Annotated in this window: 21 protein-coding genes, 1 pseudogene and 1 riboswitch; of the genes and pseudogenes, 10 read left to right on the top strand and 12 right to left on the bottom strand. The window is 43.9% G+C overall.

All coding sequences use genetic code 11. From position 1 onward, the window contains the following. Nucleotides 1-120: 120 nt before the first annotated feature. Nucleotides 121-1167 (top strand): cyanophycinase, encoded by a 1047-nt coding sequence (locus RMY00_RS23900; RefSeq protein ID WP_322649919.1) that lies wholly within the window; start codon nucleotides 121-123, stop codon nucleotides 1165-1167. A gap of 173 nt (nucleotides 1168-1340) precedes the next feature. On the opposite strand, the gene RMY00_RS23895 is transcribed toward RMY00_RS23900, so the two are convergent. Next, a complete protein-coding gene (locus RMY00_RS23895; protein ID WP_322649918.1) occupies nucleotides 1341-2081 on the bottom strand; it encodes an SDR family oxidoreductase in 741 nt (246 codons plus the stop codon). A gap of 312 nt (nucleotides 2082-2393) precedes the next feature. Between RMY00_RS23895 and RMY00_RS23890 the strand changes: the two genes are divergently transcribed. Beyond that, the gene (locus RMY00_RS23890; RefSeq protein WP_322649917.1) at nucleotides 2394-3350 is read left to right on the top strand and encodes an aldo/keto reductase; all 957 of its coding nucleotides are present in this window, start codon (nucleotides 2394-2396) and stop codon (nucleotides 3348-3350) included. Here RMY00_RS23890 and RMY00_RS23885 read toward each other — a convergent pair. The 4 genes from RMY00_RS23885 to bcp all read right to left on the bottom strand — a co-directional run bounded on the left by RMY00_RS23885 (nucleotide 3298) and on the right by bcp (nucleotide 6400). Continuing rightward, the gene (locus RMY00_RS23885; protein ID WP_322649916.1) at nucleotides 3298-4506 is read right to left on the bottom strand and encodes a cysteine desulfurase family protein; all 1209 of its coding nucleotides are present in this window, start codon (nucleotides 4504-4506) and stop codon (nucleotides 3298-3300) included. The two genes, RMY00_RS23890 and RMY00_RS23885, sit on opposite strands and share 53 nt — an antisense overlap. Before the next feature lie 5 nt (nucleotides 4507-4511). Then, nucleotides 4512-5138, bottom strand: coding sequence for a type I restriction enzyme HsdR N-terminal domain-containing protein (locus tag RMY00_RS23880; protein WP_322649915.1), 627 nt, complete (start codon nucleotides 5136-5138; stop codon nucleotides 4512-4514). A 110-nt stretch (nucleotides 5139-5248) separates the two neighbouring features. Then, a complete protein-coding gene (locus tag RMY00_RS23875; RefSeq protein WP_322649914.1) occupies nucleotides 5249-5827 on the bottom strand; it encodes a hypothetical protein in 579 nt (192 codons plus the stop codon). Nucleotides 5828-5920: 93 nt separating this feature from the next. After that, nucleotides 5921-6400: a thioredoxin-dependent thiol peroxidase gene (gene bcp, locus RMY00_RS23870; protein ID WP_322649957.1), complete on the bottom strand. Its 480-nt coding sequence runs from the start codon at nucleotides 6398-6400 to the stop codon at nucleotides 5921-5923. Nucleotides 6401-7081: 681 nt separating this feature from the next. Between bcp and RMY00_RS23865 the strand changes: the two genes are divergently transcribed. The 3 genes from RMY00_RS23865 to RMY00_RS23855 all read left to right on the top strand — a co-directional run bounded on the left by RMY00_RS23865 (nucleotide 7082) and on the right by RMY00_RS23855 (nucleotide 8895). Beyond that, on the top strand, nucleotides 7082-7477 hold the full coding sequence (locus RMY00_RS23865; protein WP_322649913.1) for a hypothetical protein: 396 nt from the start codon (nucleotides 7082-7084) through the stop codon (nucleotides 7475-7477). A 131-nt stretch (nucleotides 7478-7608) separates the two neighbouring features. Further along, complete coding sequence (locus RMY00_RS23860; protein ID WP_322649912.1) at nucleotides 7609-8460, top strand: FAD-binding domain-containing protein; 852 nt, start codon at nucleotides 7609-7611, stop codon at nucleotides 8458-8460. 18 nt (nucleotides 8461-8478) lie between these two features. After that, nucleotides 8479-8895 carry a hypothetical protein gene (locus RMY00_RS23855; RefSeq protein ID WP_322649911.1) on the top strand — a complete coding sequence of 139 codons (417 nt, stop codon included), beginning with the start codon at nucleotides 8479-8481 and terminating at the stop codon, nucleotides 8893-8895. A 161-nt stretch (nucleotides 8896-9056) separates the two neighbouring features. On the opposite strand, the gene RMY00_RS23850 is transcribed toward RMY00_RS23855, so the two are convergent. Together RMY00_RS23850 and RMY00_RS23845 are read right to left on the bottom strand one after the other, a co-directional pair. After that, nucleotides 9057-9392 carry a XisI protein gene (locus RMY00_RS23850; protein WP_322649910.1) on the bottom strand — a complete coding sequence of 112 codons (336 nt, stop codon included), beginning with the start codon at nucleotides 9390-9392 and terminating at the stop codon, nucleotides 9057-9059. Continuing rightward, the gene (locus tag RMY00_RS23845) at nucleotides 9380-9796 is read right to left on the bottom strand and encodes a XisH family protein (RefSeq protein WP_322649909.1); all 417 of its coding nucleotides are present in this window, start codon (nucleotides 9794-9796) and stop codon (nucleotides 9380-9382) included. Before RMY00_RS23845 ends, RMY00_RS23850 begins: the two co-directional genes overlap by 13 nt. 162 nt (nucleotides 9797-9958) lie before the next feature. Further along, nucleotides 9959-10083: riboswitch (cobalamin riboswitch) on the top strand. Here RMY00_RS23845 and cobG point away from each other — a divergent pair. From cobG to RMY00_RS23830, 3 genes are all read left to right on the top strand, one after another. Continuing rightward, a complete protein-coding gene (cobG, locus tag RMY00_RS23840) occupies nucleotides 10061-11665 on the top strand; it encodes a precorrin-3B synthase (protein ID WP_322649908.1) in 1605 nt (534 codons plus the stop codon). Its footprint overlaps the riboswitch before it by 23 nt. 54 nt (nucleotides 11666-11719) lie before the next feature. Next, nucleotides 11720-12346, top strand: coding sequence for a precorrin-8X methylmutase (locus tag RMY00_RS23835; RefSeq protein ID WP_322649907.1), 627 nt, complete (start codon nucleotides 11720-11722; stop codon nucleotides 12344-12346). 2 nt (nucleotides 12347-12348) lie between these two features. Continuing rightward, on the top strand, nucleotides 12349-13053 hold the full coding sequence (locus RMY00_RS23830; protein ID WP_322649906.1) for a precorrin-2 C(20)-methyltransferase: 705 nt from the start codon (nucleotides 12349-12351) through the stop codon (nucleotides 13051-13053). A 149-nt stretch (nucleotides 13054-13202) separates the two neighbouring features. Here the strand turns inward: RMY00_RS23830 and RMY00_RS23825 are convergent, their stop codons facing one another. The 5 genes from RMY00_RS23825 to RMY00_RS23805 form a co-directional block, all read right to left on the bottom strand. Then, a complete protein-coding gene (locus RMY00_RS23825; protein ID WP_322649905.1) occupies nucleotides 13203-14210 on the bottom strand; it encodes an aldo/keto reductase in 1008 nt (335 codons plus the stop codon). A 158-nt stretch (nucleotides 14211-14368) separates the two neighbouring features. Next, nucleotides 14369-15145 (bottom strand): SDR family oxidoreductase, encoded by a 777-nt coding sequence (locus RMY00_RS23820; protein WP_322649904.1) that lies wholly within the window; start codon nucleotides 15143-15145, stop codon nucleotides 14369-14371. A gap of 171 nt (nucleotides 15146-15316) precedes the next feature. Beyond that, nucleotides 15317-15709, bottom strand: coding sequence for a cyclophilin-like fold protein (locus tag RMY00_RS23815; protein WP_322649903.1), 393 nt, complete (start codon nucleotides 15707-15709; stop codon nucleotides 15317-15319). 16 nt (nucleotides 15710-15725) lie between these two features. After that, nucleotides 15726-15863 (bottom strand): hypothetical protein, encoded by a 138-nt coding sequence (locus RMY00_RS23810; protein ID WP_322649902.1) that lies wholly within the window; start codon nucleotides 15861-15863, stop codon nucleotides 15726-15728. After that, a complete protein-coding gene (locus tag RMY00_RS23805) occupies nucleotides 15847-16248 on the bottom strand; it encodes a cupin domain-containing protein (RefSeq protein WP_322649901.1) in 402 nt (133 codons plus the stop codon). The genes RMY00_RS23810 and RMY00_RS23805 overlap by 17 nt, the downstream gene beginning before the upstream one ends. A 209-nt stretch (nucleotides 16249-16457) precedes the next feature. Between RMY00_RS23805 and RMY00_RS23800 the strand changes: the two genes are divergently transcribed. Then, entirely contained in the window at nucleotides 16458-17441 is a 984-nt protein-coding gene (locus RMY00_RS23800; RefSeq protein WP_322649900.1) for an AraC family transcriptional regulator, read from the top strand. Nucleotides 17442-17489: 48 nt separating this feature from the next. Further along, nucleotides 17490-17792, top strand: a pseudogene (locus tag RMY00_RS23795) (ArsC family transcriptional regulator); the annotation flags it as partial. Nucleotides 17793-18463: the final 671 nt, after the last annotated feature.

Below are 18463 nucleotides of genomic sequence, written 5' to 3'. Positions count from 1 at the left end.
GATTATTCATAAAAGGTAACTGATAAATGACTAATGACAAAGGACGAATTTCACGGAAAAATAAGCAATTAAAGTGCGTAACAGCCTAGCAATAATTGCAGTTTGCTCCAGAAGCTTAGTATGACAAAGGCATTCCCAAGCATAGCAAGGCGCTTGAAAAATATAGGAATCAAGTTGTTGAAGATGGGAACCTTCCTAATAAACCGTTTTATTGAAAGCTGGAAACGCTACTTCCTGGGTGACACTGTTGATGTCCGCCCCTCCCCCTCTTTCGACAATGCTAGACCCTCCTTAGCAGGCCCAGTCATTACTTTAGGTGGGGGTGGCCCCGATGTCGATGATGCAATCCAGTGGATGATCAACCAAGTTAGGGGAGGTAGTAACTCCGGTACTAGAGTTAATGTTGTAGTTCTCCGCACCAATGGTAATCATGATTACAATCGGCTAATTTATGCCATGAAGGGCGTAAACTTTGTGGAAACTCTTCTGATTCGCAATAGAGAAGAAGCAAATAAAGCTGAGATTTATGAAAAAGTTAGAAATGCTGATGTGATCTTCTTTGCTGGCGGCGACCAATGTCAATACATCCGTAATTGGAAAGATACCAAGCTTGAGGCTGCCGTTAAGTCAGTTTATCTTAAGGGAGGTGGTATTGGTGGCACTAGTGCGGGTGCGATGATCCAAAGTGATTGTGTCTATGATGCTTGTGCTTCTTCTGAAAAAGGCATTGAAACTAGAGATGCACTCGATGATCCCTACCGAGACATTACTTTTACTTACAACTTTTTCAATTGGAGTAATTTGAAGGGAACCATTGTAGATACGCACTTCGACAGGCGTCAAAGAATGGGTCGAATTATGGCTTTCATTGCTCGTCAAATTAAGGACGGTGTAGCTAACAGTGTTTTAGGCATAGCGGTTAGCGAAAGTACATCGGTTCTTGTGGATAAAAACGGTTTGGTGAAAGTTATGGGTAGGGGTGACGCGTATTTTGTACTTGGCAATCATATACCAGAAGTATGTGAACCCCGAAAGCCGTTGACCTTTTCTAATTACAAAATTTGGAAAGTTCGCAATGGCGATACCTTTAACTTGAGAAATAGACCAACTTCTGGGTACTATCTCAGGAGTGTTAAAAGGGGACGGATTGATTCAAATCCATATTAAATGGGGAGTGGGGAGTGGAGAGTGGGGAAAAGAGGACAAGCAGACAAGCTGGATGAACGGAGATAAAAGGTGGATTCATCCAGTTCAAAGACTCGTTAACGGAGATCAAAGGTGGATGAACCGAGTTATTCTAATTCCTGCTCCCTGCTCCCTGCCCCCTGCCCCCCTACTTCTTACCAGGGAACCACGCCATCCTCATCAAAAAACCCTCCGCTAGAACCATCATCAGGTAGAGTGGCAAGTCTCACTGCTGCGATCGCTCCCTGCTCAACGGTGCGGTATCCTTGGTTTTGATTAATGTCTGTTGCTGTGAAGCCTGGGTCAGCAGCATTGATTTTAATTGGGGTATCTTTAAGTTCAGCAGCCAATAGAACTGTGATGGCATTTACTGCTGTCTTTGATGAGTTATAAGCGAGAAGCTTAGAATTAGCGAACTCATAATTTGGGTCAGAGTTTTGAGTCAGAGAACCTAAACCACTTGATATATTCACTATTCGCCCTGCTGTTGACTTCTTTAAGAGTGGCAACAGCGTTTTTGTAACTGCAAACACTCCAAATACATTTGTATCGTAAGTGTGTCGCAGTGTTTCAATATCAACTTGACTTGGTGGAAGGCGATCGCCATCAGTTAAGATCCCGGCATTGTTCACAAGGATGTCAAGTTTTCCAAATTCGCTCTCAATTTGTTTACCCGCAGAATCGATTGTTGTTTGGTCGGTGACATCAAGTTGAATTGATCGAGCATCGATCTCACTTAAACGAAGTTTATTCGCCGCTTCTTCACCACGTTTTATATCTCTTGCAGCAACAAGAACAGTAGCGCCTCTAGAACCTAGTTGCCGTGCGATCTCATACCCAATACCTTTGTTTGCACCAGTGATTAGCGCAACTTTGCCTTTTAAATCTTCTGACATATTACTTCTCTATTTTGATAAACACTGATAACTGTTCTATCCTTGAGCAAGTCTAGTACACTGTGCCGAATACAAGAGACTTGAGCCACTTGTCTTATCTTGTTAATTGAGATAGTAGCTGGATTTACGCCGTGCTGTACTAATATATAAGTAGTATGTATCAACACAACCTTTAGAATTTAGTAATCCTACATAAGTAGTGATTTGCTGTTGTGTTCTCACTAGTAGTCATTCACACTTCAGATAGCGGTTGAGAAAATATTTGCAACCTAAACTAGCAATTGACTCAATAATTTTTGGAGAAACATAGATATGCAAACCAAACAGCTCGGTAATTCGGAGCTTCACATTACCCCAATCGGCTTTGGAGCTTGGGCGATCGGTGGAGGTGAATGGGCTTTTGGTTGGGGAGCGCAGGATGACCAGGAATCGATTGAAGCGATCGCTCGCGCTCTGGATCTGGGCGTTAATTGGATTGACACCGCAGCTATCTATGGTCTGGGACATTCGGAGGAAGTAGTTGCTAAGGCGCTTAAGGGTCGATCTAATCGCCCTTACATTTTCACTAAATGTTCAATGATTTGGGATGAAAAGGGCGAAATTGGTCGCAGTCTGAAGGCGGATTCTGTGCGGCGGGAAGTTGAAGCTAGTTTGCGCCGACTTGACATTGAAACCATTGATCTCTACCAAATCCACTGGCCTAACCCAGAGTCAGAAATTGAAGAAGGTTGGACGACTCTCTCCAAACTCAAGGATGAGGGCAAGGTTCGCTATATCGGGGTTTCAAACTTCAATGTAGAACAGTTGAAACGTATCCAAAAAATTACCCCAGTTACTTCATTGCAACCGCCTTATTCACTGGTTAAGCCTGATGTCGAAAAGGAAATTCTGCCTTTTTGCCAGGAAAATAACATCGGTGTAATTGTCTATTCACCGATGCAATCTGGCTTGCTTACAGGAAAGATGACATCTGAGCGGGTTGCCAATTTACCAGATAATGATTGGCGCAAGAATAGTAGTGAATTTCAGGAGCCACGTTTATCTCGTAACCTGAAGTTGGTGGAAGTATTGCAAGATATTGGTAAGCAACATGATCGCTCCCCTGGTGAGGTGGCGATCGCTTGGACTTTAAATAATCCGGTGGTGACAGCTGCGATCGTTGGCGCACGCAATCCCAAGCAGGTGGAAGGGATCATCGCTGCTGGTGAATTTCGCCTCAATCAGCAGGAGCTAGATCAGATTGGTACTTTCTTGCGCGAGAATCCATAAAAGAGGTTTTGCGTAAACTTTGAATGGTGGCGATCGCATGTTTCGCCACAATATCAATTTCCTCTTGGGTATTAAACCGGCCAATCCCAAACCGCACTGAGGCATAAGCTAGCTGTTGGGGGTTTCCCAGTGCTGTCAGAACATGGGAGGGCGCAGTACTTGCTGATGAGCAAGCAGAACCAGAAGAAATCGCCATTACTGGCTGTAATCCTAGCAAAAGTGCGGCTCCATCCACCCCCTCAACGCTGATATTCAAGTTTCCCGCCAATCGTTGTTGAGGGTGTCCATTGAGATGAATTCCTTCAAGTTGGGAAAGTTGTGACCACAAGCTTTGCCTTAACTGGGTGAGGCGTTGGTTTTCTGTTGCTTGTTCAGCCAAGGCAATTTCTACAGCTTTCCCAAAGCCGACAATTTGCGGTGTATATAATGTCCCAGAACGCATCCCCCGTTCATGTCCGCCGCCGTGCTGCTGGGGAGCTAGTTGCACTCTAGGGTTACGCCTGCGGACGTACAGCGCCCCAATGCCCTTTGGCCCATATACCTTGTGTGCAGTTAGCGACATCAAGTCAATTTTCATCGCTTGCACATCCAGAGAGATTTTACCAATAGCTTGGGCTGCATCGGTATGGAAAATGATGTTGTAAGCATGGCATAGTTCCCCAATTTCGGCTATTGGCTGTAAAACGCCAATTTCGTTATTTGCAGCCATCACCGAAACCAAAATTGTCTCAGGACGGAAAGCTTTGTGTAACTCATTTAAATCAATCAGTCCATCTTGTTTAACGGGGAGAATAGTAATTTCAAAACCGAGAGTTTTTAAATAATTACAAGGATCAAGAACTGCATTATGTTCAGTGGTAACAGTAATAATATGCTGACCTTTTTTAAAATAAGCTTCAGCAACACCTTTAATAGCTAAATTATTCGCTTCTGTTGCACCACTGGTAAAAACAATTTCTTCAGGAGTGGCGTTAATTGCTCCTGCTAAAATCTCTCGCTTTTGCTTAACAGCAGCTTCTGCTTCCCAACCGTAAACATGACCAATACTTGCTGGGTTGCCAAAGTTTTCTGTGAAGTAGGGGAGCATTGCTGCTAATACCCGTTCATCTACGGCTGTAGTAGCATGGCAATCAAGGTATATAGGACGAATAGACATAATTATTAACTCAAACTTTTACTCAAATTTTTTAATACACTTAGAACTTGATACAATTCGCTTTCTCGTTTTAAAAGTGTAAATTGGTCAGACATAGCATACTTTGGTTGATTCTCTTGGGCAAGTTTCAGGAAAATAAAATCACTACCATTTGTTACTAATCCAAAAGTAGGTTTGTCTTGATTAGGATTAGCCAACATATAAACAAGTGCTTGAGGTACGGCTTCTAAAAGAGAAAAGCTAGACCTTTTAGATTCAATTACTAACAACCAGAATTGTTCTTGAATAACTAAAATATCAATTCTACCTCTAATGATTTCTCCTTCATCTTCCGCAGAAATTTGTATTGATTCCTCGCCTCTCATATAAAAAGGATCATCATAAAATCCAGCTAAATTGAGTAAAGGAGATAAAACTACTAATTTCACCGTTTCTTCTGACAAAGGAGGACGTTTGACTAGACGGAGAAAATGAAGCTTGATTCTGTCTAAATCTTGCTTTTCTAAATCTGTAATTTCCGGTAAAGTATCGAACCAATCTGTAAAAAAACCTTCACTTTCAGTTTGTTGCAGACCAAATCTTGCTTCTAAATCAGCATGGCTGACATTATGAGCTTGGATGACTTGAACCATATTAGTTTTAATTGGCGAGAAGTTTAATTTCTTACTTCAATGATAGCATTGACAGTTTCCAGATAAATTTAATAACCAAAGTAGAATTTTTGTATTAATCCTCCCTCCATTTACTTTTTTATGGAAAAATACTTTCTAGTTGATTTCTTGAGTACTTGAAAGTAAGATCCAAATATTGTTAATGACAATAATATATAAACAAATGCATAATAAGCATTAGTGTAAAACAAGATTATAAACGGAATGAAAGTAGTTGCAATTGCAAAAACTATTATGAAAGCAGCGAAGGTAGTCCGATAACTTTCGATTAGTTTAGTTTCTTTTTCAAGATTAAAATTAAAAACCCTGGAATAATCTGCTTCGTTTAGCTCTTTCCTAATTTCTTCCTCATAGCCCTGGAGATTATCTGCAAAAAAAATAATGAAAGATTGCTTAATTAGGTTCCAGAATCCAATGATTGCAACAACTAGTAATAAACTCAAAAAACCTAAAAATAGAATTCCACTTTGATCAATCTTTGGGTTTGCTAAGACGATTGCATCTACAATTGGTTTCCAAAGGGCTATAGTTGCACCAATTACTCCCATTAACTTCAAATCTTCAAAGGCACTTTTGATATATTCTTCAGCTTTCTCACTTAATCGAACATACTCTTTATAGAGATACTCTAACCTTGAATTAGAATCCATACGAACCCCCTAGACGATGTGAACTCAATTCTATGAATTCAAATACTTAATCGCAAGGTTATAGCAAAAAAACATCCAGCAGCAACGACTCTTTCATATAGCTGCTAATTCCCGTAATTTAGTTAAAACTGCCAGAGCATGACCTTTGGTTTTCACATTCGGCCAAGCATAGACAATCATTTTATCAGGTGAAATTAAAAAAGTTGAGCGAGCAACACCCATATATTCTTTGCCCATAAATTTTTTTAAGCGCCAAGCACCGTAGGCTTCTGTCAAAATATGTTCTGGGTCACTCAAGAGCGTGATTGACAAGTTATGTTTGCTGATAAATTTACAATGGGATTTACCTAAATCTGGACTCACGCCTAAGATTTTCGCTCCTAGTGCGCTGAAATCTTGATACAACTCGGTGAAATCTTTCGCTTCGGTAGTACAACCGGGTGTGTCATCTTTGGGGTAGAAGTAGAGGACAACCCACTGACTGCTGAGGTCGTCAAGAGTGACTGAATTGCCATTTTGGTCAGGGGTGGAGAAATCTGGTGCTGGTTGTCCGACTTGGGGAATGTTGCTCATGATGGAAGTGTGAGAGATTGCGTAAGCGTAGCTCGTCGTAGACATCGCTTTAGAATTGTACATAGATTAAGCGATCGGCCGACGCATTAACATTGTATCGAGATGCATTAGCATTGCAGAGGCACGCATTAACATTCTATTGGGATGCATTGGCATTGCAAGGTATTGCCAAATTTAATTCGCTATGAATTAATGAAATGCTGTACTAAGTCAAATCACTTTCAACAAATGCTTTAGCAAGTTACTTCAAATCAAGCAGAAGATATATTATTAACTTAATTTCGCTAAAAGCTGATATTTGTAAAAGTAAATACTCCTTTGAGATAAGTAACTCAGTCGAGTATTTTTGTGAGAGTTTATGCAGCAAAAGCCAGATTACGGATGCAAAACTTTAAATAAATTATTTCAGTTGAAGTTGTATTGAAACTTATGATTATTTAATTATCAGAAAAGCTCTCAAGTCTTCTATCGCAAGACATATAAATTAGCAGTGTTAGACCAATAGTTTCAATGTGTTAATTAGCCATAGTATTGCCATAATTTTGTCATCATGCTGTCACCCTGATATGCAATAATAAAACATTAACTTTAATACATCGAGAGCTATATTTATTTTTAAAATAGTAGGCGGTGTGACAAATTTCCGCCCAACAATTTGTGATTAGACATAAGGAGAAAACGATGAGACAATTTACCCTGTTTACGCTACTGTATCTAGCAACGGGAGTTTGTCTAATGGCGATCGCCCTTCAGTATCCTGAGATAACTCCAAACCTGAAAGCAACTCTGCTAGTCAACGCCGGACTGTCATATCTTGTCGCTGTACTTAGTACCTTTGGGTTTTGGCGTCAAGCCGCACGCCAAAGCCAAGCTAGACTGCACCAACAGGCAGCTTGGAAACAGAATTTTGTGGCGATCGCACCCTGGCTTGTAATTGCATTGACGCTCGTTGCATCCCTCTCCAATCTGCTGCCTAACAATTGGACGACTGAAGCGCTCGTGAAAGCATCTATAGGGCTACCAATTATCTTGCTCAGTGCAGAACAACTCTTTATCAGAAGCCAATTTCGGCAGTGAATCCACAAACAAATCATGCACATTTAAAGTTCTCCCATCAGGTTGAGAGCGATCGCTTATATTTATCCGCAATAATAATGACTTAGCCTACAAATGTTTTTGTTTATTTATTCTCACCCTTCAAAGTTCAAATGTCTAAAGATATGCAACGCGAATTTACCAACCGCGATAAGTTGGTAGCCTACCTGCGTGAACAATTCCCAGATGCGGCACAACGCGATGACCACATCAGTGAAACCGTTGGGGGACGAAAAGCTGCACAAAAAGCGCTGCAAAAAATCGATGCAGTAAGCTACGCCCAAACACGTAATTTTTTCGCAGGTGCAGTCACGCGACTTTCGCCTTACATCCGTTATGGCGTTTTGAGTTTGCGAGAAATTCGAGATTATGTCCTTGAACGGGTACAACAAAACGATGCTACGAAATTAATTAACGAATTAGGTTGGCGCGACTATTGGCAACGGTTATATGTCAAATTAGGAAATGGAATCTGGAAAGACCAGGAAGAGTACAAAACTGGTTACACTGTGGCTGAATATGCACCCGAATTGCCGCAAGATATCAGACAAGGAACCACAGGTAGGGTTTGCATCGATAGTTTTAGCCATGACTTGAGAGAAACTGGCTATTTACATAACCACGCCCGAATGTGGCTAGCGGCTTACATTGTCCATTGGCTGCGTATTCGTTGGCAAGCAGGAGCCAAATGGTTTCTCGAACACCTTTTAGATGGAGATCCTGCTAGTAATAATATGTCATGGCAATGGGTTGCCAGCACCTTTAGTCAAAAACCGTATTTTTTCAATCGTGAGAACTTAGAACGCTACACCAAAAGCATTTATTGCCAGAAATGTCCCCTTTACGGTCATTGTGATTTTGAAGGCAGCTATGAAGAATTAGAACAGCGACTTTTTCCCAAAGGGGAATTTAGCAAACAAGCCAATAGCCAAAGTTGGCAGCGTGGAAAGAAAGGTAAAAAGTAAGATAAAAGACCAAAAAAGATGAATAAACCAATTGTTTGGATACATGGAGATTGCCTCAGTCCATACAACCCTGTATTACAAAAATATCCCGATGCGCCAGCTATCTGGGTTTGGGATGAGGCTTTGATAGAGGAATGGCAACTGAGTCTTAAACGCCTCACGTTTATTTACGAATGCTTGCTGGAGTTACCTGTTGTTATCCGTCGTGGCGATGTGGCACAAGAAATTTTAGTTTTTGCTCAAGAACATGATGCGAATTTAGTCGTCACAGCCGACAGTCCGAGTCCCCGATTTGATGATATCTGCAATCAAATGGAAGGTTCTATAGAAGTGGAGGTGCTAGAGGTGGAACCATTTTTTGACTATGATGGCTATATTGACCTCAAGCGGTTTTCGCGCTATTGGAAAGTGGCTCAAAATTATGTTTTTGAGTAGGGGAATTGTAAATATTATAGTTTGCGTAGGCGTAGCCCGCCGCAGGCATCGCTAAAGGCTCAGATTCTCCACTTCTGTTAAAAGTTTAGGATTTTTGGCACATCCTACAATAAGTATTGGGATATTCTATACTTGAAATTCCTCCCAATGACATAGCTTTTTTAACCCACACCAAACCCCGTGTATTGCCTTACTAATGGTTCATGAAATGCCAAAACAATATCTTCCTTTGGGATTCCTAACTTTACTAAGTCATTGGCAATACCAATCTCGGTACCGTCGTATTGTATCCAAATCTTCTCATCTTTGATATCGAGATGCAAAACACACCCATATTGCCGTCGTCGCCTCTTCCAGCCTACGTACACTAATTGATAGTGATCGTTAATAGAATCAAAAATAACTTGTTTTTCTATTTCACTCTTTGACGAACCTCGACTAGCATAAGCTGTCAGTAATTGTTGAATATAAGCTCGATATTGTTCTAATTTTTCCATCCTACAATCACCTCATTCACAGGATCGTAAACGATTAGCTTTAGTTGAGAGCGTTGAATAACAATTTGAATGAATTGCAATGCAAAGAAGCTGCTATAAGTTCCTAAAGGAACAGCTAAGTATAAAACTCGTTCTGGTTCTTGAATCTCTAGAGCAATTTTATAATTGAAACATTGACCTAATGCTGTATGAAATTCGTAAATATTTGATGCACCAAGAAAACTTTTAATCTCAACCGCTATTTTCTCTCCGGCTCTCTCAGCTGCTAATATCGGTTCTGCACCCAAATCAATGTACATTTCAACCCCACCGACTTCAATTTCTAGAGGATCATCTGTAATCACCCAACCTTCTTTTTCTAGTCCTTTTCTAACAGCATTATGAAAAATATCTCTTGCAGCCATTCAAATATAACTTTCTTAAATATGTAGATGAATGAAGTGCGGCTTCCCGCAGGGGATTACGAATTGGTATTGCTTTTAAATATAGCACTGGATATAAAAAGTCAAAGCCCTTGCGATTGATTGACTTTCCGCAATCCGTTAAAAATATGAAGCATTAAATTTTCTAACTACCTTCTCGTGCTAAATTATTAAAGCTTGGAGTTGGGAAACTCCGGTGAAATTCCGGGACTGTGCCGCAGCTGTGATGGGATCACCCAAGTCAGAATGCCAACTCTCAAGATGTCGTCAAGACACACTCACCGTCTACTCCCTGCGTTGCACGGGGAAGGAGTTCCAAGTTTGCTTTCTGGATTTGCCACTTGTCCTGGCTTGTTTTATGCTACACCCGCCGCCGATGGTATATTATCTCGCATTAGAATACCAGGTGGAATTATTAATAGTCAGCAGTGCCGTGCGATCGCAGATATAGCAGAACAGTACGGTGGCGGCTATGTAGATGTGACTAATCGAGCTAATCTACAAGTCCGCGAAATCCGCACGGGGATAAATGCTGAGGTTCTGAAACATTTACAGGATATGAGACTGGGTTCTCGCAATCCTGTTGTAGACCACATTCGTAATATTATGACCAGCCCGACTGCTGGTATCGACTCGCTAGAATTAATCGACACTCGCCCTTTTGTCCAAAGTTGGGATGATTATATTGCTGCACATCCGGCGCTTTCGGGACTGTCGGCAAAATTTAGCGTTTGCTTTGATGGTGGTGGGATAATTCGGGTGTGCGATCGCTTGAATGATATCCTATTTGCTGCTGTCTTAGTTGATGGTAATGTTTATTTTCGCCTTCATCTCAGTGTAGGCGCAAAGGGTCAACCGCCCAGCGATATGGGAATTTTGTTATCACCAGAGCAATGTTTACCCGTCTTGGGAGCTTTGGCAGAGGTCTATCTAGCTCATAGTAATACTACAAGTAAACGTCGGCTACGGCTATTAGAGTTATTAAATACTTTGGGTTGTGAAAATTATCTCCAGGAAGTTCAGCAGCGTTTACCTTTTTCTCTTTTATGCAGTGACCTAACCCCCAACTTATTAAGGAAGGAGGAGGAATTCTCTACTCTTGTGCAAGGAGAGGGAAAGTATCAGCATATTGGACTCCATCCCCAACGTCAGCAAGGCTTATTTTACATTGGTGTCGTCTTACCCCTTGGACGATTGGAGAGTAACCAAATGCGAGGTTTAGCAGATTTAGCAACGAAATACGGTAGCGGCACTCTTCGATTAACCCCCTGGCAAAATCTACTGTTAACTGATATTCCTCAGCAATGGGTTAGCGATGTCCAAACTGAAATTGCTTTCTTAGGATTAGATTCTTCAGCAACCAACATCAAGAGTGCATTAGTTGCCTGTTCTGGAAAAAAAGGTTGCGCCGCTTCTGCCACAGATACCAAAGATCATGCATTAGGATTAGCAGAATATCTTGAAACTCGCGTTACTCTGGATTGCCCAGTTAATATCCACTTTAGCGGTTGCGAAAAATCCTGCGCCCAGCATAGCAAGAGTGATATTACTCTGCTTGGTGTCAGCATTGAAGCTGACAATGGAACTCTGGAAGGCTATCACGTTTATGTTGGTGACAGCAAGGAGAAATTCGGACGTGAACTATATCAAAATGTAACTTTTGCCGAACTACCGGCATTAATAGAGCGGATGCTATGTGTATATAAAATTCAACGTCTAAATTCTGATGAGTCCTTTGGGGAATTTGCTAATCGATATGCGATCGCCCAATTACAGCAGTTATTTAATATTATTCCTAAATCATTTGTAAATAAGAAGATTCCCAACTTTCTAGAGAAGTCGGCAATCTAAGCCTTTCGATTTTATTTGTCAATCCAAAATCCAAAATCTAAAATCCCAAATCGAATGCCCGACTACATCCGAGATGCCAACGAAATTTACCGCAATTCTTTTGCAATCATCCGGTCAGAAGCGAACCTAGATGTGCTACCGCCAAATGTAGCAAAAGTTGCTGTACGTCTCATTCATGCCTGTGGAATGACGGATATTGTCACTGACTTGGGATATTCACCAACAGCAGTACAATCTGCAAGGGTAGCACTAGCCACAGGAGCGCCAATTCTGTGCGATTGCCGGATGGTTGCCGATGGCGTTACCAGGCGACGGTTGTCTGCAAATAATCAAGTGATTTGTACTCTCAACGAACCGGAAGTGCCAGAAATTGCCCAGCGTCTGGGTACTACAAGGTCGGCGGCAGCCCTAGAATTATGGCGATCGCACCTGGAAGGATCGGTGATTGCAATCGGTAATGCGCCCACAGCACTATTCCGCCTATTAGAAATGCTCGATGAAGGAGTGCCGAAACCTGCTATAATTTTAGGCTTTCCAGTGGGGTTTGTCGGTGCAGCCGAATCGAAAGCCGCATTGGCAGCAGACAGCAGGAATGTACCATTTTTGACCTTACACGGTCGGCGCGGTGGAAGTGCGATCGCAGCCGCAGCAGTTAACGCCCTGGCAACGGAGGAAGAATGAATATGGAAAATAAAGGTCGTCTTTATGGAATTGGTGTCGGGCCAGGCGATCCCGAACTATTGACTCTGAAAGCACTGCGGTTATTACGTGCGGCTCCTGTGGTAGCTTATCAATCAGCCACAGATAAAGAAAGTATTGCCAGAGCGATCGTCGCGCAGTATCTTCCTGGGAATCAAATAGAGGTGTTATTTCACCTCCCCCGCGCTTTGGAGCCAGAAAAGGCAAAGTCTATTTATGACAAGGAAATTGAACCAATCGCCGACCATTTAGCGGCCGGTCGAGATGTTGTAGTACTGTGTGAGGGAGATCCATTTTTCTATGGCTCATTCATGTACGTGTTCACTCGGTTATGTGACCAGTATGAAACAGAAGTTGTACCCGGGGTTTCCTCGCTGATGGCTTGTCCGGTAGCATTGGGTGTACCTTTCACCTACTACACCGATATTCTCACAGTCTTACCCGCGCCATTGCCAGCAGAAGAACTAACTACACATCTGCTGATGACCGACGCAGCCGCAATTATGAAGCTAGGTCGTCACTTTACCAAAGTACGAGATATCCTGCATAAATTAGGGCTAGCATCACGGGCAAGATATATTGAGCGAGCATCAACATCACAGCAACGCATCATACCTTTGGATGAAGTTGATCCAGATGAAGTACCTTATTTCTCGATGATTGTAATTCCAACTAAGAATCGACTATAAACCTGTCAAAAGAGGCAAGGGGGCAGGAGGCGGGAAAAACTGAGACGGAGCTTGTACTCCGCCCCAATTCAAACGGACAAAGAAGGACAGGGCAATACGAGATGCTACAATGATGCGACAATTGAACCAGAGAACACATTTTTTGCCGCTCAACGACCGGTCATTTGCTCCAGCTTTTCAGGATACCGAGCGCCTTGCACCGTGATCTTGGAAGCAGCATCATCGATGTTACGCAGATCGTCGGGCGTGAGTTCGACTGAGACAGCCCCGATGTTTTCGTCCAAGCGATGCAACTTTGTGGTGCCTGGGATTGGAACAATCCACGGCTTTTGAGCCAGCAGCCAGGCGATCGCAATCTGAGCAGGTGTAGCCTGCTTCTGTTCGGCAATGCTGCCAAGCAGATTAATCAGAGCCTGATTCGCCTTAAGAGCCTCTGGCGTGAAGCGAGGCAGGGTGCTGCGGAAGTCGGAACTGTCGAAAGTCGTGCTTTCATCGATCTTGCCAGTGAGAAAGCCCTTGCCCAGTGGGCTGTACGGGACAAAGCCGATTCCGAGTTCCTCAAGGGTCGGTATAACTTCCGCTTCAGGTTTTCTCCACCACAGCGAGTATTCACTCTGAAGTGCTGTTACAGGTTGAACTGCGTGAGCGCGACGAATCGTTTGCACGCCTGCTTCCGAGAGTCCAAAGTGCTTCACCTTACCCTCCTGAATCAGTTCCTTCACTGCTCCTGCAACGTCTTCGATCGGTACGTTCGGGTCAACCCGGTGCTGATAGAGCAAGTCGATTGTCTCGATGTTGAGTCGCTTGAGCGAACCCTCAACGACTTCCTTAATATGCTCCGGTCGGCTATTCAATCCGGGTGAACCCTTCATCCCACGAGGATCAGAATTCGGACTGATGTCAAATCCGAATTTGGTAGCTATGACCACTTGATCGCGGAAGGGAGCGAGGGCTTCGCCCACTAGCTCTTCGTTTAAGAACGGGCCGTAGACCTCGGCGGTGTCAAAGAATGTAACGCCGCGTTCGACAGCGGCCCGGAGAAGAGCGATCATCTCCTGCGTGTCTTTGGGCGGGCCATAGGAAAAGCTCATTCCCATACAGCCCAGCCCGATGGCCGAGACTTCTAAGTTGCTGTTTCCAAGTTTGCGCTTTTGCATTGTTATTCCTTCGAGGTTCCACCTCGGTTATGTAGATTTCAGGGATGCCATATCAATCACAAAGCGGTACTTCACATCAGACTTGAGCAGGCGATTGTAGGCTTCGTTGATTTTCTGGATAGGGTGCGTTTAGGGTTTGATCGTGTTGGCGACGAACATCACTGCACCGTTTGGCCGCCATCGATGACCATAGCGTGCCCAATGACGAAGGCAGCCGCGTCCGAGCACAGCCAGACGACGGCCGCAGCGATCTCCTCAGGCTTGCCCATCCGTCCGACCGGCTCTTCCGCAATCACTTTCGCACGCCCTTCGTCCGTGCCACCGGTGAAGCGACCCATCATCGGGGTGTCGATGTAGCCGGGACAGACGGCGTTGACGCGGATGTTCTGCGCGGCGTAGTCGAGGGCTGCTGCCTTGGTCAGTCCGATCACGCCATGTTTCGCGGCGGTATACGCGGGGCTGCCCTTTATGCCGATGATTCCCGCGCCTGATGACGTATTGACGATCGCGCCACGTCCCTGCTTGAGAATCAGGGGAATCTCATGCTTCATGCACAGGAAAACGCCACGGAGGTTGATGTCGATAATCCGGTTCCATTCCTCCTCCTCGTACTCTGCGGTTGGAGCCGCATTCCTCGGCTCGATGCCCGCGTTGTTGAAGGCGAAGTCCAGCCGCCCGAAGGTCTCGATGGTCTTGTCCAGAGCGGCCTTCACGTCCTCAGATCGCGTCACGTCGCACTTGAGAGCGATCGCCCGACCGCCGAGTTCCTCGATCATGCGGCCCGTTTCTTGATTGCCCTGTTCTGAAACATCAGCAACCACCACGCTGGAACCCTCACGGGCAAACGCCAGCGCCGTAGCTCGACCGATACCGCTCGCGGCTCCGGTCACAAACGCAACCTTTCCTGTGTAGTTTCCATTCTCGTTCGTTGTCATTTTTTACTCCTTGAATTTTTCACCTAATAAGGTCTTAAAACCATCAGGTTTTACTAAACAATCTCTAGGGAAGATGGACTGACCTGGATATCACTTGCATTGGGTACGAGGCGAAATATTCCCAGTTGCATGACCTATCGCCTCAGGAGGGCAACAGGGAAATCGCCCTCTTTATTGCGATTGAACAAGCTCGATTGTCACTTCTACAGAGCCAGGCACATTCAATGCCTCAATGCCATCATCTGTTTTTCCGAGGATAACGAGTCCGTTTGAATATCCAAAATCTCGATAATATATCGCCAAATTCCCCCAGGGAGCGTAATAAGCAATATCTCCAACAGCAGGATCGCTGCCTGGGGGTACATCTTCTGTAGATAATCTTTTTGGCAGATCGCTGTTTTTTTCAGTTCTCGCGTAATCTTCTAATGTCAGCGTTAATGGCAACAGGGAAATAAAATCCTGAGTGGTTTTGCTGTCGATCAATGTGGCTGTAACCACTTTGTCTTTGATCTTGATGTTTATTTTCATACTGTCTGCCAGCTTGGTTGATATTTCAGTCGGCATCTTCAACGAGGTACTGCTAGTCATACTGTTGTCGGCACGGCAGGCTGAGTAACTCAGAGATATTACTAGGGCGAGAACCAAAATCAGCATTCTCTGCTGGCAGTTTTTCCCCTTGATAGAAAACCATCTCAAAAGCATTAAGATATTCCTTCATACTGCTCGTCGCTGACTTTTTCGAGCCAGTCCACAGGCTTGCCGTCGAGCCATTCCTGAATAGCGATGTGCGTCATGGCTGTGGTTGCTGTAGCACCGTGCCAATGCTTCTCACCTGGCGAGATCCAGATTGTGTCCCCCGGTCGAATTTCCTTGATCGCTCCACCCCAGCGTTGTACGAGGCCACAGCCCGCCGTCACGATCAGGGTTTGCCCCAACGGGTGGGTATGCCATGCTGTCCTAGCACCAGGTTCAAACGTGACGCTAGCGCCAGACGTGCGGGCTGGTTCATGTGCCTCGAACAGGGGGTCAATGCGGACAGTGCCGGTAAAATAATCAGCCGATCCTTTGGCGGAAGGCTGTGAGCCACTTCTTTTGATGTCCATTTTCTTAATTCCTTTACTTGATGCCATTTTGGTGGCTAGCAGGCAAGTCTCTTGCCCAATCAAAACTGAGTTTTCTCTTGAATAAAAATCTAGAATGCTTATAAGAAGCCGAAATCATTTTTCATTGCTTTAGCTTCATTCTAGGAATCTTGAAGAACAAGTAATAGAATGATCGTCTAAGATCGTTGTACAATTCTGCAAACTTAGAAATGAACGCTGCCAAAACGAGTGAAAAATCCGATCGCAATTTAATGAACGACCCGCAGGCAAAGCGCGAGGTAGACAGAGCGCAAGCCAACAGAGACGAACTGACTGAACGGATTGCCCAGGCTATTTCTCATGATGGGACGATTGAGCCGCTCAAAGGTTTGCACTTCAACCGCGCCTCCTCGCCTTCGGAATGCCTTCATAGTGTCTCTATCCCTGCGTTTTGTGCGATCGCTCAGGGCAGCAAAGAAGTTCTTTTGGGTAGCGATCGCTATCAGTACGACCCGATGCATTATCTGCTTGCTACGGCCGAACTGCCAATTGTCAGCCAAATTCTGGAAGCGTCCAAGGAGCAACCATACCTTAGCCTTCGTCTCGATCTCGATCCTACTCTTGTTGGCTCAGTCATGGTCGAGGCAGGGTATCCCTCATCGCGCAGCCGTGCTGATGTGAAAGCGATTGACGTAAGTCCATTGAATGCAAATCTTTTGGACGCTGTGGTGCGGCTTGTCAGGCTTCTAGATTCTCCTGCTGAAGCTCATGTTCTCGCACCACTGATTAAGCGAGAAATCATTTACCGACTCATGATAGGAGAGCAAGGTAATCGGCTCCGTCATATTGCAGTTCTGGGTGGCTACACCCACCACATCGCCAGAGCCGTCGAGCGACTTCGTAAAGACTTTGACCAGCCGATCAAGATTGAGAGCATCGCACAAGAGATGGGAATGAGTGTTTCGGGCTTTCACCATCATTTCAAGTCTGTCACGGCAATGAGTCCCTTGCAGTTCCAGAAGCAACTGCGGCTCCAGGAGGCTCGCCGTCTGATGCTCGGCGAGAACCTTGACGCTGCTAGCGCTGGCTACCGCGTGGGGTACGACGATGCCTCGCACTTCAACCGTGAGTACAAGCGGCTCTTTGGTGTACCACCAATGCGCGATGTGGAGCGGCTGCGAGAAACTGTTAGGGAAACTGCTAGTTCAATATGAACTTCTCAACAATACCTTAACCAAAACACGAGTAAGAACAGAGATATTGTTAGACCAGAAGCGATCGCAACCATGAAAGAAATTGGTATCGATATTACCGATCAACACTCCAAACCTCTGAGTGATTTTCAAGGGCAAGACTTTGATGTAGTAATTTCTTTGTGTGGCTGTGGCGTGAATTTACCGCCAGAGTGGGTTATGCGAGAAGTATTTGAAGACTGGCAATTAGATGATCCAGCAGAACAACCAGAAATTTTTCTTAGAGTCCGCGATCAGATTAAAGAACGGGTGACTCAATTGATTGAATCTGTAAATAAAGAATTTACACCTCTCGAAGAGCCTACAGTGTAAAGTTTGCATATTATTTTTTTCTATTCATAGACTTAATAATTCAAAACATTTGTAAACGGAATTTTTAACTCTCATTAGAGAATATTTACAGTGATTTTCAGGTAAATAGACCACGCGGTAGAGATTTAGCAATACGCTTTACCTCTAGACAGATGTGGCTCAAATATTATCAAAACTGCTGTAAAACCTTGTATCTCCGTGCTTGGTTCCAAACAAAAATTTTTTAGATTTGCTGATAAATCGAGACTTTGAAAAAGATTTAAAGTCAGCATGTTATTTTTCTCTAATCAGAGATATAAAAAGAGCCATTTATATAAGCCCAATTTGTCCGGTAAATCACTATATAAATTATTTTTTAAATACAAAAATAGATGGTTTAGTGATATTTTTCTAAGAAAGAATGGTATTATCTGGCATAGCGTGCTACAACGCTAAAGGATTTCCAAATAAAAAATACCAACTACTTCTTGTACGGGTTAATTTTTCACGTAATCTGGAAAATCCCACAAAAAAGCTAACCCCCTAACCCCCTTCCCGACGCGGAAAGGGGGAAAATTCAAAGTCTCTCTCCTTAACGGAAGAGAGAAATAGAAGAGAGGTTTTCCAGATACCGTACAAAATCAATTTGTGGCGTAGGCTTCTCTCTCGCCTGCTTTTTGGTGCGGGTAAAA

The sequence above is a fragment of the Nostoc sp. ChiVER01 genome, assembly GCF_034531155.1.
In the GTDB taxonomy this organism is placed as follows: domain Bacteria; phylum Cyanobacteriota; class Cyanobacteriia; order Cyanobacteriales; family Nostocaceae; genus Nostoc.
The sequence above is the reverse complement of the archived record's forward strand: the minus strand, read 5'-3'. Positions and strand labels throughout refer to the sequence as shown.